This window comes from Arthrobacter sp. 05T442 (assembly GCF_056395945.1).
The window spans coordinates 24,442-40,198 of record NZ_JBFTKM010000011.1 but is presented as its reverse complement, the minus strand read 5'-3'; the positions used below and the strand labels follow the sequence as shown (position 1 = coordinate 40,198).

Annotated in this window: 14 protein-coding genes and 1 riboswitch; of the genes, 5 read left to right on the top strand and 9 right to left on the bottom strand. The window is 67.3% G+C overall.

From position 1 onward, the window contains the following. The first annotated feature begins 63 nt into the window (after positions 1-63). Complete coding sequence (locus tag AC1DES_RS12050) at positions 64-366, top strand: DUF4193 domain-containing protein (RefSeq protein WP_476895935.1); 303 nt, start codon at positions 64-66, stop codon at positions 364-366. Between the two features lie 21 nt (positions 367-387). Here AC1DES_RS12050 and AC1DES_RS12045 read toward each other — a convergent pair whose 3' ends face one another. The 6 genes from AC1DES_RS12045 to AC1DES_RS12020 all read right to left on the bottom strand — a co-directional run bounded on the left by AC1DES_RS12045 (position 388) and on the right by AC1DES_RS12020 (position 7,085). Further along, complete coding sequence (locus AC1DES_RS12045) at positions 388-1,983, bottom strand: acyl-CoA synthetase (protein ID WP_476895934.1); 1,596 nt, start codon at positions 1,981-1,983, stop codon at positions 388-390. 43 nt (positions 1,984-2,026) lie between these two features. After that, positions 2,027-3,373, bottom strand: a complete 1,347-nt coding sequence (locus AC1DES_RS12040; RefSeq protein ID WP_476895933.1) for an MFS transporter — start codon at positions 3,371-3,373, stop codon at positions 2,027-2,029. Positions 3,374-3,424: 51 nt separating this feature from the next. Further along, a complete protein-coding gene (locus AC1DES_RS12035) occupies positions 3,425-3,880 on the bottom strand; it encodes a MaoC family dehydratase (RefSeq protein ID WP_476895932.1) in 456 nt (151 codons plus the stop codon). A 76-nt stretch (positions 3,881-3,956) separates the two neighbouring features. After that, entirely contained in the window at positions 3,957-5,204 is a 1,248-nt protein-coding gene (locus tag AC1DES_RS12030) for an acyl-CoA dehydrogenase family protein (protein ID WP_476895931.1), read from the bottom strand. Positions 5,205-5,211: 7 nt separating this feature from the next. Continuing rightward, on the bottom strand, positions 5,212-6,105 hold the full coding sequence (locus AC1DES_RS12025; protein ID WP_476895930.1) for an amidohydrolase family protein: 894 nt from the start codon (positions 6,103-6,105) through the stop codon (positions 5,212-5,214). A 2-nt stretch (positions 6,106-6,107) separates the two neighbouring features. Beyond that, positions 6,108-7,085: an SDR family oxidoreductase gene (locus tag AC1DES_RS12020; protein ID WP_476895929.1), complete on the bottom strand. Its 978-nt coding sequence runs from the start codon at positions 7,083-7,085 to the stop codon at positions 6,108-6,110. Between the two features lie 121 nt (positions 7,086-7,206). On the opposite strand from AC1DES_RS12020, the gene AC1DES_RS12015 reads away from it, so the two are divergent. From AC1DES_RS12015 to AC1DES_RS12005, 3 genes are all read left to right on the top strand, one after another. After that, positions 7,207-7,686 carry a MarR family winged helix-turn-helix transcriptional regulator gene (locus AC1DES_RS12015; RefSeq protein WP_476895928.1) on the top strand — a complete coding sequence of 160 codons (480 nt, stop codon included), beginning with the start codon at positions 7,207-7,209 and terminating at the stop codon, positions 7,684-7,686. A gap of 133 nt (positions 7,687-7,819) precedes the next feature. Beyond that, positions 7,820-8,380 (top strand): low molecular weight protein-tyrosine-phosphatase, encoded by a 561-nt coding sequence (locus tag AC1DES_RS12010; RefSeq protein ID WP_476895927.1) that lies wholly within the window; start codon positions 7,820-7,822, stop codon positions 8,378-8,380. Further along, the gene (locus tag AC1DES_RS12005) at positions 8,377-10,482 is read left to right on the top strand and encodes a chorismate-binding protein (RefSeq protein ID WP_476895926.1); all 2,106 of its coding nucleotides are present in this window, start codon (positions 8,377-8,379) and stop codon (positions 10,480-10,482) included. Before AC1DES_RS12010 ends, AC1DES_RS12005 begins: the two co-directional genes overlap by 4 nt. Before the next feature lie 34 nt (positions 10,483-10,516). On the opposite strand, the gene cls is transcribed toward AC1DES_RS12005, so the two are convergent. Next, complete coding sequence (cls, locus tag AC1DES_RS12000) at positions 10,517-11,992, bottom strand: cardiolipin synthase (RefSeq protein ID WP_476895925.1); 1,476 nt, start codon at positions 11,990-11,992, stop codon at positions 10,517-10,519. Positions 11,993-12,086: 94 nt separating this feature from the next. Here cls and AC1DES_RS11995 point away from each other — a divergent pair, with 94 nt between their 5' ends. Next, positions 12,087-13,076, top strand: coding sequence for an aminodeoxychorismate lyase (locus tag AC1DES_RS11995; RefSeq protein ID WP_476895924.1), 990 nt, complete (start codon positions 12,087-12,089; stop codon positions 13,074-13,076). A 44-nt stretch (positions 13,077-13,120) separates the two neighbouring features. On the opposite strand, the gene AC1DES_RS11990 is transcribed toward AC1DES_RS11995, so the two are convergent. Then, positions 13,121-14,431 (bottom strand): glycosyltransferase family 2 protein, encoded by a 1,311-nt coding sequence (locus tag AC1DES_RS11990; RefSeq protein ID WP_476895923.1) that lies wholly within the window; start codon positions 14,429-14,431, stop codon positions 13,121-13,123. Continuing rightward, complete coding sequence (locus AC1DES_RS11985; protein ID WP_476895922.1) at positions 14,418-15,350, bottom strand: ATP-grasp domain-containing protein; 933 nt, start codon at positions 15,348-15,350, stop codon at positions 14,418-14,420. Before AC1DES_RS11985 ends, AC1DES_RS11990 begins: the two co-directional genes overlap by 14 nt. 288 nt (positions 15,351-15,638) lie before the next feature. Beyond that, a riboswitch (SAM riboswitch) is annotated at positions 15,639-15,753 on the top strand. The last annotated feature ends 4 nt before the right edge of the window (positions 15,754-15,757 follow it).

Sequence of the window (15,757 nt, the reverse complement as noted above, 5' to 3'; positions counted from 1 at the left end):
GGAGCCATGGTGTACGTTGCATTGCCGTCAGAGAAGAATGTCAAAGAAAAGGGAATGACCTAAGTGGCAACCGATTACGACGAAGTACGATCCGATGTCAAGGAATCCCAGGACCGTTCCCTGGAGGCCCTGCAATCCGCGAACGCCCCGGATGCCCGCAGCGTCGTCCGCGAACTGGATGAAGCCGACGCGTTTGACGAGGCCGCTGTCCCGGGCGGAGAGTTTGTGGCCGAGGAACTGATCGTCCAGGTGATCCCCCAGGCGGAGGACGAATTCACCTGCTACTCGTGCTTCCTGGTCCGGCACCGGTCCCAGATCGCGCTCGAAAAAAACGGCCACGCCTACTGCGTTGACTGTGAAGGCTAAGGCGGCCGCGGATTCCCGGCGTCAGACGCGGCCGGGTTTCAGGGCCCGGAGGTCCGACTTACGGATCTTGCCGCTGGCCGTCCGCGGCATCTCGTCCACGAACACCACCGACTTGGGGATCTTGTAGCGCGCCAGCCTGCCGTCCAGGTGGGCCCGCAATTGCTCTTCAGTCAGCTGCGCCCCCTCCCGGAGGAGCACCACAGCCCGCGGGACTTCGCCCCACTTTTCATCCGGCACCCCGATGACGGCCACGCTGCCGACGGCGTCGAGCTCGGTGATGGCCTGCTCCACCTCCGCCGGATAGATGTTCTCGCCGCCGGAGATGATCATGTCCTTGAGCCGGTCGGAGATGAACACAAATCCGTCCCCGTCCTTGTAGCCCATGTCACCGGACTTGAACCACCCGTCGTCCGTGTAGGAATCGGCGGCGGCCCCGGGCCGGTTCCAGTATTCGCGGATGACGTTGGGCCCCTTGATCTGGATCTCCCCCACCGTTCCCGGCGCCGCCGGACCTGCTGCCGGGTCGGCGGGGTCGCCCACCCGGACATCCGTGAAGAAGTGCGGCAGCCCCGAGGATCCGGCCTTGTCGCGGGACCGCGCGGCTGGCAGGGTGGTGGCGCCGGGCGCCGTCTCGGTCATGCCGTAGCCGTTGGAGAAACGTAAACCGCGCCGTTCGTACGCTTCCAGGACCCGGAGGGGAACAGCGGATCCTCCGCACGTGAGCTTGTTCAGCGAGCTGAGGTCCGTGGCGGCCCAGGCCGGATGTTCGCACAGCATCTGGTAGGTGGTGGGAACCCCGCTGATGGTTGTCGCGCGGTGCTGTTCGATCAGCTGCAGGGTCCGTTGGGGATCGAACTTCGGCTCCAGGACGACGGTTCCGCCTTTGAGCAGCGTGGGGAGGACACCCATGTCCAGGGATGCCACGTGGAACATTGGGGAGATCATCAATGCCACATCCGTGGAGGCGAAGTCGAAATCGACCAGCACGTTGATGCAGTTCCAGGTGATGTTCCCGTGGGTCAGCAGGGCCCCTTTCGGGTTTCCCGTGGTTCCCGAGGTGTAGAGGATCATGGCGCCGTCATCCAGCCCCACCGGTTCGTCCAGGGGCCGCGCCGTCCCGGAGGCAACAACGTCCTCGAAGCCCTCCGGCGCCGGGCTCACGGCGGGAGCCGGCGTGCCGCCGTCGTGCACCCCGCCCGGCGCACGATCGCCGTCCCGGGAATCGTCGACGACGATCCGCCGCACCACCGCGGTGTCTACGGCGCCGCGCTCGGCGAGGTCAGCGAGGCTCGCCGAATGGACCAGCACGGAAGCGCCGCTGTCCCGCAGCTGGAACTGCACTTCGGGCGGCGCCAGCCGGGTATTGAGCGGGACGAAGACGGCCCCCGCGAGCCCTGCCGCAAAGAGGGTTTCCAGGAATGAGGGATCGTTTTCACCCAGGTAGGCCACCCGGTCCCCCGCAGCCACACCGCGGTCCCGGAGGGCATTGGCGAGCCTGGCGGAGCGCTCCGCCAGCTGTTCGTAGCTGAGCTCACGGGTTCCGTTGATGATGGCCGTCTTGGTGCCCGACTTCGGGCGGCGCCGTTGGAGCCACGAGCCGATGCCAAAATTTTCCACGGCGGATCCTTTCTAAGGTAGACGGTAGTGCCTGCGGGCACGGTCAGGGCCGGACGGCTTGAAGATCGTTGTTTTTCGGTTCCCGCGTCAGGAGGATGAAGACGATTGAAACTACGGACATAGTGGCGAGGTACCAGACCACCGAGGCGGTGTTCTGCCCGGAGTCCTTGAAGATCTGCGCGACGATGCCAGGGGTGAAGCCTGCTCCCAGGAGGGTTGCCAGCTGGTAGCCGAGCGACGCGCCGGTGTACCGCGAGGTGGTGCCGAACTGCTCGGAGACGAAGGCTGCCAGCGGCCCGAACAGAGTGGAGTGGATCATGAGTCCCACGGCGAAGGCGACGAAGATCAGCGCGATGTTGTTCGAGGACAGGAGCTGGAACATCGGCACGAGGTAGATGATGAAGAGCACGAGGCCGCCGATCATCACGGGCCGCCTGCCCAGTTTGTCCGAGAGCCTGCCGCCCATGATCACAAAGGCGATGGATACAAACGAGGCTGCCGCGAACGCGTACAGCACGCCCTGGCGGTCGGCCCCCTTGGAGACCGCATAGGTCACGGAGAACGTGGCCAGGACAACCTGGAGCGCGAAGCCGGCCGCCCCGGCCAGCATGGTGAAGACCAGGGTCTTGGGCCGGCGGAGGACCTGAAGCAGCGGCAGCACAGGCTTGCCCGCGGCGGCCTGGTCCTCCTGCTCGGCTTTCTCTTGTTCAAGGGCCGCTTTGAAGATCGGGCTTTCGGAGACCTTGAGCCGGACGAACATGCCCACGCCCAGCAGGACGAAGGACAGCAGGAACGGCACGCGCCAGCCCCAGGCGAGGAACTGTGCGTTGGGCAGCGCGGAGAAAGCACCCATGACGAGGGTGCCGAGCACGGCACCGGTGGGGGCGCCGGCATTGACGAACGACGCCGCGAATCCCCGCTTCCCGGATTCCGAGTGTTCCAGCGCCATCAGGGCGGCCCCGCCCCACTCACCGCCCACGGCAATACCCTGGAGGACACGGAGGATCACGAGCAGCACGGCGCCCCAGGGGCCGGCCACCGAGGCGTCCGGCACCAGCCCGATCAGGGTCGAAGCGATGCCCATGACCAGCATGGACACGATCAGCATGCCCTTGCGGCCGACTTTGTCGCCGAAGTGGCCGAAGATGACGCCGCCGAGCGGCCGAGCCACGTAACCGGCCGCGAACGTCCCGTAGGCGGCCACGACCCCCACCCAATCGTCCATGCCGGAGAAGAACACCTTGGGGAAGACCACGGCCGCGGCGGTGGCGTAGAGCAGGAAGTCGTAGTACTCGATGGTGCTGCCCAGGTAGCTGGAGGCAATGACCGTGCGCGCTTCTTTGCGCCGCTCGGCCGTGCCCAGGGCCTGGAGCTGGGTGAGTCCGGACATGGTTGTTCCTTTGAACAGAGGGAAGGGGACGGATGGACTGCGGGACGCGGCCTATTTGTAGAAGCGGGCGAGGAATTCGGCGACGACGGCCGGGCGCTCCTGGCCCTCGATTTCGATCGTGTTGGCCACTTTGATCTGGGCGCCGCCCTTGACCTCGGTGACCTCGGTGATGGTGGACTGCATGCGGATGCGCGCGCCCACCTTGACCGGGGAGGTGAAGCGGACCTTGTCCAGGCCGTAGTTCACCTTGGTCGTGACGCCGTCGACGTCGAACAACTCGCCCCAGAACGGGATGATGAGCGAGAGGGTGAGGAACCCGTGGGCGATCGGGGCGCCGAACGGCCCGTTCTTGGCCCGTTCCGGGTCCACGTGGATCCACTGGTCATCCCCCGTGGCGTCGGCGAACTTGTTGATCTGTTCCTGGGTGATTTCGCGGTAATCGGTGACGCCGAGGTCGGCGCCGGCGAGGGTAAGCAGTTTGTCGAAGTCGACGACGAGATTAGGCATGGTGGCCTCCTGTAGGGCTGGGTGGGGTAGGGACCCGTCCGACGGCGGTGCCGGAGGTCAGTGCAAAGACCGCGGGTCAGCGGGTGAAGGCGCTTTCGCCGGTCAGCGCCCGCCCGATAATCAGGGCGTTGATTTCGTGGGTGCCTTCGTAGGAGTAGACGGCTTCCGCGTCGGCGTGGAACCGGGCGACATCGGTCTCGAGGGTGATGCCGTTGCCGCCGACGACTTCGCGCGCCAGCGCCACGGTTTCGCGCATCAGCAGGGACGTTTGCATCTTGGCCAGGGCCGAGTCCTGGTCCCGGTAGACCCCCTTGGCCTGCTGCTCCGTCAGCCGGACCACGAGGGACAGTGCCGAAGTGACGTTTCCCAGCATCCGGGCGAGCCTTTCCTGGACCAGCTGGAAGGACGCGAGCGGGCGGCCGAACTGCTGGCGTTCCTTGACGTAGCGCAGGGCCGCCTCGAACGCCCCGGCGGCGATGCCGGTGGCGATCCAGGCAACGTCCGAGCGCATGGCCCTCAGCATCGCGGCGACGTCCCGGAACGAGTCCACGTTGTGCAGTCGCATTGACTCGGGAACCCGCACGCCCTCGAGGGTAATGTGCGCGTTTTGCATCATCCGCAGCGCGGTCTTGCCATGGATCTTCTCCAGCGTGACCCCGGAAGCCTCGCGGTCCACGAGGAAGGCCTTGACCTGCCCGTCGGCAACATCCCGGGCGAAGACGGCCAGGACGTCGGCCGTTGCCGCGCCGCCGATCCAGCGCTTGGCGCCGTCCAGGACCCAGGTGTCGCCGCCCGGGCTGGACTCACCGCTCTTTTCCCTGCGGGCAGTCGTGGAGAGGCCGCCGGCGATGTCCGAGCCGGACTCCGGCTCGGTGAGGGAGAAGACGCCCTTGAGGGAGAAGTCGATGACTTTCGGCATCCACTCCTCCTGCTGCTCGGCAGAGGCTCCCACCCGGATGGCGGTCCGGAAGAGTCCGGCCTGCGCGGTGTAGAAGGTGGCGAGCGAGGCGTCGGTGCGGGCGAGTTCGAACACCCGGAAACCCTGGTAGATCCCCCGGGCAGGTGTTCGCTCTGCACCGGGGGCGCCCGTCAGTTCGGCAGGTTCCATCAGGTCCAGGTCGATCAGGGGCCTGGCGAGCTGGTAGGGGAATTCACCGCGTTCCCAGTAGTCGGCCAGGAGCGGACGGGCCTGCGTGTCCAGGAAGTCCCGCAGCCGCCCCAACACCCTGAGTTCCCCGCCGGTGAGAAGGGACTCGGCATCGTAGTAGTCGCAGACGCTGTACAGGCGCTCCTGTGCGGCGGGAACGGCCGTGGCTGCGCGCACGCTCACCTCAACCACCCAGTCCGAGCAGGCGCACGGCGTTGTCCTTGAGGATCTTGGGCCGGACCTCGTCCTTGAGCGGCAGGTCCGCGAAGGCGCCCAACCATTTCTGCGGGGTGATCAGCGGGAAGTCGGTGCCGAACAGCACCTTGTCCTTCAGGACCGAGTTGGCCATCTTCACGAGCGACTCGGGAAAGTATTTCGGGGACCAGCCGGAGAGGTCGATGAACACGTTGGACTTGTGCGTGGCGATCGAGTTGGCCTCGTCCTGCCACGGCACCGAGGGGTGGGCCATGATGATCTGCAGTTCCGGGAAGTCCGCGGCCACGGCGTCGAGCAGGAGCGGGTTGGAGTAAGCCAGCTTGATGCCGTATCCACCGGGGAGCCCGGCACCCATGCCGTTCTGGCCCGTGTGGAAGACGGCCGGCAGGCCCAGTTCCTGGAGGGCTTCCCACAGCGGGTAGAACTGCTCGTTGGAGGGGTCGAAGCCCTGCAGGCTCGGGTGGAACTTGAAGCCGCGGGCGCCGAGGTCGATCGCCTGGTGCTTGGCGCCCTGGATGGCGTCGGCGCCGGTGCGGGGGTCCACGCTGCCGAAAGGGATCAGGACGTCGTTGTGCCGCGCCGCCCCGGCAATAAGGTCGGGAATGCTGTTGGGCTCGTGCTTGAGCTGGGTCCGGGCGTCGACGGTGAAGACGACGGCGGCCATGTTCAATCCGCGGTATAACTCGGCGATGCGGTCCAGTGACGGCGAGCGGTCCTCGGCTTTGAAGTACTTGGCGGAGGCCTCAGTGAGGGCCGCAGGCAAGGACCCGTGGCCGTGGCCGTCCACCTCAAGGTGGACGTGCATGTCGATGGCGTCGATTTTGGCGGCGTCAATGCCGAGTTCATAGCGCTGCGCGGGCATGGCTAGCCGACCTTCGCCGGCGCGGCGGCGGCCCCGGGCTGTGCCGCTGCGGGCTGTGCCGCTGCCGGCTGCAGGTCCTCCGGCAGGGGTAGGAAGTCCTCGCCGACGGTTTGGAGCTTGCCGCCGAAGAGCGCACCGAAGTTCTCCACGAGGTCCTGGTAGGCCCAGCCGCCGTCGCGGTATTCGGTGGCGGCCGCCTCGGGGTGGGTCCAGAGCTGCAGCCTGTCGCCGCCGGCGCCGATGGCCTGGCCGGTGACGCCGGCCGCCGCGTCGGAGGCGAGGAAGGCCACCAGCCCGGCAACGTCGCCGGCCGTGCCGAAGCCGAGTTCATGGCGGAAGAAGGCCGGCATTGCCCGGCCGCTCTCGTCAGCCTCGACGGCCTTCTGGAAGTACGGGACCGTCTTGGTCATCGCGGTGGCGGCGACGGGGATGACGGCGTTGGCGGTGACACCGGCCTTCTTCATTTCCAGCGCCCAGGTGCGGACCATGCCCACGATCCCGGCCTTCGCAGCGGCGTAGTTGGTCTGGCCGAAGTTGCCGCGCTGGCCGGTCGGGGAGCCGATCGTGATGATGCGGCCGGCGATGCCGTTTTCCTTGAAGTAGGCATACGCCTCGCGGACGCAGGTGAAGGTGCCGCGCAGGTGGACGTTGATGACGGCGTCGAAGTCCTCATCCGTCATCTTCAGCAGGCTCTTGTCCCGCAGGATGCCGGCGTTGGTGACCAGGATGTCCAGCCGGCCGAACTCCTCGATGGCTGCCTGTACAAGCTGCCGGGCGACCTCCGAGCTGCCCACCGGCGCGACGACGGCGGCGGCCCGGCCGCCGTCGGCCTCCACTGTCCGGACCGCTTCGGCGGCCACGTCGGCGTCGACGTCGTTGATGACGACGGCGGCGCCCTGGCGGGCCAGTTCCCTCGCGTAAGCGAGTCCAAGCCCGCGTCCGCTTCCCGTGACGATCGCTACTTTGCCTGACAGGCTCATCGCTGCTCCTTTGCTAGCTGGGTGCATCCTGCCCCGCGGCGTGGGATGCTGTTCTGTATCCATGTAATTATGGATAGTTGAAAAAGTCAACGATTTATTTTTGGGACCATTGGAGCTGGGCATGTCGGTTGAAACACGGGACGAGCGCGCCATCGAGCCGGCGGCCAAGCTTATTGCGGCCTCGATCAGCCAGGATGCGGGTTTCCTGCTGGCCAAGCTGCACGCCTTCGGCTCAGTGCTCAACAACCGCGCCCTGGCCGAATTCGGCCTGAAGGAGCGTTCCTATTCCGTGCTGGCCCTGGCCAACAGCGGACTGGAGCCGACGCAGCGGGAGATCGCCGAATTCCTGAGCCTGGACCCCAGCCAGATCGTGGCCCTGGTCGACGAACTTGAGAAGCGGCGCCTGGTGCTCCGCGCTCCCGGGCGGCAGGACCGGCGGGCCAAGACCGTCACTGCCACCAAAGACGGCGCGGAGCTCTACCGGCTGGCCGGGGCCGCCGCGCGGGATGCGGAAGCCGCCGCCCTGGGCGCCCTCAGCGCCGCTGAGGCCGAGGACCTGAAGGGCCTGCTGCGCAAGGCGCTCTGGGGTTCGGGCGCCTGACGCCGGGATCCAGCGAGGGTCCGGGGCCCTCCCGGTCCCGCTTGTGACACACCGGTAAAGTCTACGTAACTAATGTTGTAATATCACGGACGGTCTGCTAGCCAAGAGGCATCCGCATCCTTCATGCTTAGCTATGACCTCACTGTCGAGCCAGTACCGGATCATCGCGGTCTGCACCGGAAACATCTGCCGGTCTCCGATGGCCGAGCTGATGCTGGCGGAGGCATTCCGGACCGAGGGCCTCGCGGAAGTCGTGGTGGATTCGGCCGGCACCACCGCCTATGAGGCCGGCCGTCCGATCGATCCCCGCGCCGCCCGCAAGCTCATGGTCCACAACCTTCCCGCAGACCGCCACGTGGCGCGCGCGTGGCGGCCGGAATGGTTCCTGGCCCGCGAGCTCATCCTGGCCCTGGATGTGGACCACTATGGCTGGTTGCGGCAGGCGGCGCCGGACCGCGAGTCCCTGGCGAAGATCCGGATGCTGCGCAGCTTCGATCCGGCCGTTACCGGCAAGGACCCCCTGGACCAGGGCATAGAGGATCCCTGGTACGGCGGCCACACCGACTTCGAGACCACCTGGAACCTCATCCGGTCGTCGATTCCCGGGATCGTGCAGCATGTCCGCGCGCACTTGGAGCAGACAGGCCGCCAACACCACGGTGACGCAGGGCAGCGGGTACGCTCTATTTCATGAGCCCCGCACCTGTCATCATCGCCATCGACGGGCGGTCCGGAACAGGTAAGACCACCCTAGCCATCGAACTGGCGGCGCGGCTCCGGGAACACCACAAAGTCTCCCTCTTCCACCTTGAGGACATCTATCCCGGCTGGAACGGACTCGCCGCGGGCATCGAGCGCTACGTCTCCACGGTCCTTTCGCCGCTACGGCGCGGGGAACCCGCGGAATGGGTCAGCTGGGACTGGGACAAGCACTACGACGGCGAAACCCGCATCACCCGGCCGGCCGAGATAGTCCTCGTGGAAGGCGTCGGAGCAGCCGCCGAGGCAGCCCGGCCCCTGCTGGACGCCGTGATCTGGGCCGAGTCGCCTGACCCCGACCGGCGCACCCGGGCGATGGCGCGGGATGGTGCCACCTACGAACCGTACTGGGAGCAGTGGGCGGCGCAGGAGCGGGAGTGGCTGGCGGCCGATGACGTGCCGGCCCATGCCGACGTCCACGTGCTCAACCTCGCGGACGGCACCGCCCCGGAGGACGTCCTGCAGTCCCTCCAGTATCTTCCCGCGCTGGCACCCGCGCTCGTGCCCGAGCTCGCGGCCCGCCGCGGGCTGCAGCTGCGGGCCGAGCGGATCAATGCCGCACCGGATGCCGCCGTGTTGTTCGAGGCGCTCTTCGGCCGCTCGGCCAACGCCGTGTGGCTTGACTCGTCTTTGGACGTGGCCGGCCTCGCCCCCGCGGGCGCCGAGCGCAGCCGCTTCAGCGTTCTGGCGGACGACGGCGGCGCCTTCGGCCAGGCGGTCCGGCACAGTTCCGGCAAGACCTGCGTGAGCGTCGGCAATTCCACGCTGACAACTGAGGGAGGGTTTTTCCGCTGGCTCGACGGCGTCTGGGGACGCCGGGCCGTCCGCACCCCCGAGGGCTACCCTTGCGAGTTCGCCCTGGGCTGGCTGGGATATCTCGGCTACGAGCTCAAACGTGAGACGGGCGGCAGCGACGTCCCGGCCCTCACGCCCGATGCCTGCCTGATTTTTGCCGGCCGCGCAGTGGTGCTGGACCATGTGGAGCGCACTGCCTGGCTGCTGGCCCTGGACACGCCTGACGCCGACGATTGGCTCCAGGCCGCCGGCGCCGCGGTAGCAGCAGCGAACGCGGCGGGCCCAGCACCCCTGGCGGAGACGGCGGACAGCCGGGGCAGCGGCGTCGTACTGGCCGGCGGTGCAGGTCTTCAGTTCACCGCCCGGGACACGGAAGCCGGCTACAAGGCCAAGATCGCCGAATCCCAGCGCGAGATTGCCGAGGGAAACACCTACGAGGTCTGCCTCACCACTGCGCTGTCCGCGGCAGTCCCGCTGACGGCCCCGACGGTGTCCGGCCCGGCCGGCCCGGGCGGCCTGGACCCGTGGCAGACGTACCTGGCGCTCCGGCGGCGGAATCCGGCCCCTTTTGCCAGCTACCTGAAATTCGGGGACCTCACCGTGGCAAGCACCTCTCCGGAGCGCTTCCTGCGGATCGGGGCTGACGGCGCGATGCGGGCCGAGCCGATCAAGGGCACCCGGGGCCGGGACGCGGAGCCCGGCAGGGACGCCGCGCTCCGGCAGGAACTCGAGTCTTCGCCCAAGGACCGCGCGGAGAACATCATGATCGTTGACCTGCTCCGCAATGACCTCAGCCACTTCGCCGTGCCGGGTTCTGTGGCCGTGAGCCGGCTCTGCGCGATCGAAAGCTACGCGAGCGTCCATCAGATGGTCAGCACCATCGATGCCCGGCTGCGGCCGGGCCTGCCGCGCGCCGAGGCCGTCGCTGCCTGCTTCCCCGCCGGGTCCATGACGGGCGCCCCGAAGGTCAGCACCATGGCCATCCTGGACCGGCTCGAAGCCGCACCCCGCGGCGTGTACTCGGGGGCGATCGGCTACTTCTCGCTCAGCGGAGCCACCGACCTCGCCGTCGCAATCAGGACCCTGGTGATCAACGCCGAGGAGGGCACCACGGCGGCGCTGAGCCTCGGCGTCGGGGGCGCCATCACGGCAGACTCATCCCCTGAAGAGGAGTACGAGGAGGTCCGGACCAAGGCCTTCGGCATCCTCTCAGCGCTCGGCGCCGACTTCCCTCAAGGCTGAGGCCGTACCTTAGGACCCGGCCGCTGCGCCGGGGTTACTGCAGCGTGGCCGTGAGTCTCGCGACATTGTCCACGTACTTGATCCGCATTGGCCGCTTCGTCCAGTCCGCGAGCACGAGTTCATGCGAGATGTCGCGGTAGGTGTTCTCCACAGACCGGATCCTCTTCACGATGTCCTCGCCCAGCAGCATGACGGAGACCTCCAGGTTCAGCGAGAAGGACCGCATGTCCATGTTGCTCGAACCCAGCACGGCAACCTCGTCGTCGATCGTGAAGTGCTTGGCGTGCAGGACGAACGGCGCCTTGTAGAGGTAGATCCGCACCCCGGCCTCAAGCAGCGCCTCGTAATAGGACTGCTGCGCGTGGTGGACCAGGAACTGGTCGCCCTTCTCCGAGACGAAGAGTTCGACGTCGACGCCCCGTTGCGCTGCCGTCGTCACGGCGTAAAGCAGGGAGTCGTCCGGGACGAAATACGGGCTGCAGATCGAGATCTTGTGCTGTGCCGAATAGATCAGCGTGTTGAAGAGCCGCAGGTTGTTCTCGGTGATGAAGCCGGGACCGCTGGGCACAACCTGGGCGGTGACGTTGCCGGCGTGGGACTCTGGCCGGTGCGCCAGCTGGTCCTCGAGGGATTCGTCGGTTTCGCTAAGCCAGTCGGTCGCGAAGACGACGTTGAGCGTGGTGACGATCGGCCCGCGCAGGCAGGCCATGAGCTCCACCCATTCCCGGCCCACCTTGCGGTGCCTGGGGTTGTTGTAGGACGGTTCGATCAGGTTCTGCGAGCCGGTGAAGGCAACCTCGCCGTCGATCACCATGATCTTGCGGTGGTTGCGCAGGTCCGGCCGGCGCCACTGTCCGTGGACGGGGTTCAGCGGCAGCATGGGCCGCCAGCGGATCTTGCTGGCCTTGAGCCGGGCAATGAGTTTGCGGTAACCCTTGATGCGCAGCGTGCCGAGGTGGTCGAACAGGATCCGGACTTCCACGCCGCGCTCGGCAGCGTCCTCGAGGGCAGTAAACAGGTCATTCGTGATGTGGTCCGTGCTCATGATGTAGAACTCGGCGTTGACGAAGGTCTTGGCTTCGCGGACAGCCGCGGCCATCGCCTTGACGGAATCCGGATAGCCCGGCAGCAGCTCCACGCTGTTGCCGTCCACCATCGGCAGGGAACCGAGGGTCTTGTTCAGTTCGGCAGCGGAGCCCACCCACTCGGGTCCGTCATAGTCGCTTTCGACGGCGGACAGCTGGGACGTGCCTGCGCGGACCCGCTTGTTCACGGCGTCCTGCTGGGCCCTGCGCTTGCGCGAGAGGCGGAAATTTCCGAAGAGCAGGAACAGCACCAGGCCCACGGACGGCACGAAGAAGATCCCCAGGAGCCAGGCCATGGCGGTGGTGGGCCGGCGGTTGCCGGGGATTATGCCCAGTGCCAGCACACGGATGACGAGGTCGATCAGGGTCAGGATCAGAATCACCCAGGACGGGAATATCCCGGTCAGCGGAAACGGCCACAGCACAGGCGAACCCCTCAAAGCTACAGACCCGCGGAACAGTTCCGGAACGGGCAACCTGCAAATCCTATCCCGGCATCTGCCGCACTAAGCTGTAGCCATGACTTCTCCTGCCGCTGTTCCCGTGCCCGCCACGGTGCTGGTCTTCCTGGATTCCGAGTTCGGGAACGGCCGCATTGTCGACGCCTCCATGCCACAGCTGATGGCCACGGACCAAGGTGCTACCCGCGGCGACGGCGTGTTCGAGTCCCTGCTGGCCGTCGGCGGCCATCCCCGCAAGATCCAGGCCCACCTGAACCGCCTGGCCGGCTCGGCCCGACTCCTGGACCTGGACATTCCGGCCGAGGACGCATGGCGGCGCGCGATCGACACCGCGATCCGCGAGTACCGGAACCAGTACGATTCCGCCACGGCCGACGTCGTCGGCATGGACGCGAACACAGAAGCGGGCACGGATGAAGTCGTCGTGAAGCTGCTGGCCAGCCGCGGGGTCGAGGGCGCGTCGGCTCCCACCTGCTGGGTCCAGGCATCCCCGCCCCCGGCTGCCGGCAGGCGCCAGCGGGAGACCGGGATCGACGTGATCCTGCTGGACCGCGGCTACGACAGCGACATCGGCGAGCGCGCCCCGTGGCTCCTGCTCGGCGCCAAGACGCTCTCCTATGCCGTGAACATGGCGGCCCTGCGATACGCCCACAAGCACGGCGCCGACGACGTCATCTTCACCTCCTCGGACGGACGGGTCCTGGAGGGCCCGACGTCGACCGTGCTGCTGGCGCATCTGGAATCCTCCGACGACGGCGCCGGCGGCGTCCGCACGGTCCGGAGGCTCATCACACCCCAGCTGGACAGCGGCATCCTGCCGGGAACGTCCCAGGGTGCCTTGTTCACTGCAGCCAAGGCAGCCGGCTGGGAACTGGGCTACGGACCCCTGGAACCCAAGGACCTGATGGACGCCGACGCCGTGTGGCTGATCTCAAGCATCCGGCTCCTGGCGCCCGTCAATCACATCGACGGCCAGGAAATCGGCACCCCGGCGCTGCGCAGGCAGCTGACGGCGGAGCTCGACGCGCTCTTCGCCACGGTCCAATAACGCCGGCATCCACCCCCGCCCCACCCCTAAGCAACGCGGGGCAGTCATTTAAGGCGCCCATCCCCAGTCCCGGTATCCAGTGGTCGCTGCAACCGTGCCAGACCCTCGACGCTGACGGCGCCGTTGCGGGCCAGCTTGTTCCACAGCGCTTCCTTGCCGCGGAGTTCCTGGGCCAGCGCTGCGACCATCGTCAGGCCCGTGAACACCGGGTAGCACGGAATGAGCGGGAGCGCCCATACGTGACGCAGGTAATTCCGCGCCCGGTTCATGCCCAGCGCAAACACGGAGAGGACGACTGTGACGAAGAGCCCGGTCCAGCCAAGGAAACCCCACACCTCGGCCTCCAGCGGACTGCGGCCGAGGGCGAGCAGGAACGCCAGATAGGGAAGAGCCAGGAGCTGGGCAACCGGGAAGACCACCATCGTCACGGCAGTGAACAGCAGGTACGTCCCGAACCGGCCGTGGCGGGGGTTGCCGATCATCCCCGTGTGGGCACCCATGGTTTGCAGCAGGCCACGGGCCCGCCGGACACGGTGCCGCCAGAGTGCGCCGATGGTCAACGGCGACTCCGCATAGACGAGGGCACGCGGGGCGAAGACCACCCGGTAGCCGGCCTTGTGCACCCTCCAGGTCAGTTCCAGGTCCTCCCCCACCATGTCTTCCCGTAACGGCCCGATGTCCTCGATGACCGCGCGGCGGAACGCCCCGATGTGGCCGGAGACGACGGGAAGGCCGCCGATCAGCGCCAGCGCGCGCCGGACCATGCCGATTTCGATGTGGCTGGTGAAGGCCGGAACCCGGGTTTGCACCCGGTTCAGATTCACCGCCCTGTCGTCGCCGCAGACAGCGCCGGTGCGCTTGTCCTCGAAGCCCCGGAGCATCCGGAGGACCGTGCGGGCGGAGAAGATCCCGTCCGCATCAGCGAACATGAGGACGTCGCCGGTGGCGTTGCGGATGCCCAGGTTAAGGGCGGCCCCCTTGCCGGCGTTGGCCTGCGTCAGGACGGTGATCCGCGGATCGGCTGCCGCGAGGCGTTGCATCAGCCCGGCGGTGTTGTCGGTGGAACCGTCGTCCACGAGGATGACGTCGTACCGGTCGTACCGGGTGAGCTGGATGGACCGAACGCAGTCCTCAATGACTCTTGCCTCGTTGTAGGCCGGGACAATGATCGAGACGCTGGGCCACTCATCCAGGAGAGTTGGCACACCGCGGCGCCGCCGACGGGAGGCCCGGACTTCGAACCAGACCGCCAACGGCAGGATCAGGAGCTTCACGAGACCGAACACGAGGATCGGCAAGCCGAGGAGCAAAAGCAGGAACAATGCCCCCGGGACGGCTGGTTCAAACCAGGACACTGGCGTAGGCTCCCGCGCCTGGCCGGAACGATGCCGGGTTGAAAGAGGGAAGCGTGAACGACGCCAGGACGGCATCGAGGAGTTCGGGAGCAGCTTCGCTGTTCGCGCCGAAGCGGGCGGTCACCGCAAGCACCACCGGGGTCCCGTCCCCGCGTCGTCGGACATCGACATCGACCGGGCCGGCCAGACCGAGAGCCCGGACGGCAGCCATCGCCACATTGCCCACATCCATGGACTCTCCCGTTCCCAAACGGCGGGCGGACACCGCGTTGCCGTGGGCCAGTTCGGTCTTTTCGACGACGATGGCGAACGGCGCCGTGCTGTTGTGCGCGGGCGTGCCGAAGACCATGGGCCCGTACTCGGCGCCAGGGATGAACTCCTGGACAATCTGCCCTTCCGGAAGGCTGGCCCAATCCACGCCGGTGGTGCCGTCGACGACGATCACCCCGCGCCCGCCGCGGCAGACCCGCGGCCTGATCACGACAGGGCCGCCGAGCGCGGCCATCGCGGCGCCTGCGTCGGCGAAATCACCGGGGACGCCGAAGCGGGGGACGGGGACGCCTCCCTGCCGGAGTTGCCACGCGGTGAAGAGCTTGTCGTTGGCGAGGGCCACCGGGCCGGGGTCCCCGATGATGACGCGCACGTCCGCCCCGAACCCGGCACGGGCTGCCGCGATATGCGGAAGTTCCTCGCTGAGCGTCGGGATCACCAGGTCGATCTTCTCGCTGGCAATGAGCCGGCGCAGCGCCGAAATCCTTTCCGGATCGGTGGCGGGAGGGACCGCCACGACGGTGAGGCCGGCCTCGGCGGGAAGGTCACGGAAGTCTGTGCCGAGGACCGGAAAGCCCCGGGCCCTGAGCTGGGCGGCGACGGCGCGGCCCGCGGGCCCGCCGATGCCGGTGACGAGGATGCGGGGCATCAGAGTTTCTCCATTTCGGTGCTGAGCGGGCGGACGGGAGCTAACCGAACGTGCACTCCCAGTAAATGCGAGCGGCCCGGGGGAACGCCCGAGTAGGCACCACTCGAACTGTCGGGCCGGAACCGGAATCCCGCACAGGTAATACCTCTCTTGTGGCACTACGGCGCCTTGTCTTTGACCGCCGGGCCCCGAACCGTCCAGGGACACTGAGCGCCGCGGGCGGGCCGGTTACTTAACATGACGACGGCGGCGGTGCGGGCCGGAGAAGTAAGTGTTACGTTTTTGGGGAGTAATGAGAACCGGCGTCAAGCCCTGACTGGCCGGTCGGCAACCCTCCTCCCACGGCGGGGTGCCTCAGGTGAAGACTCGGCATCATCGACCATTCGATCTGCAAGCGTGAAAGAAGG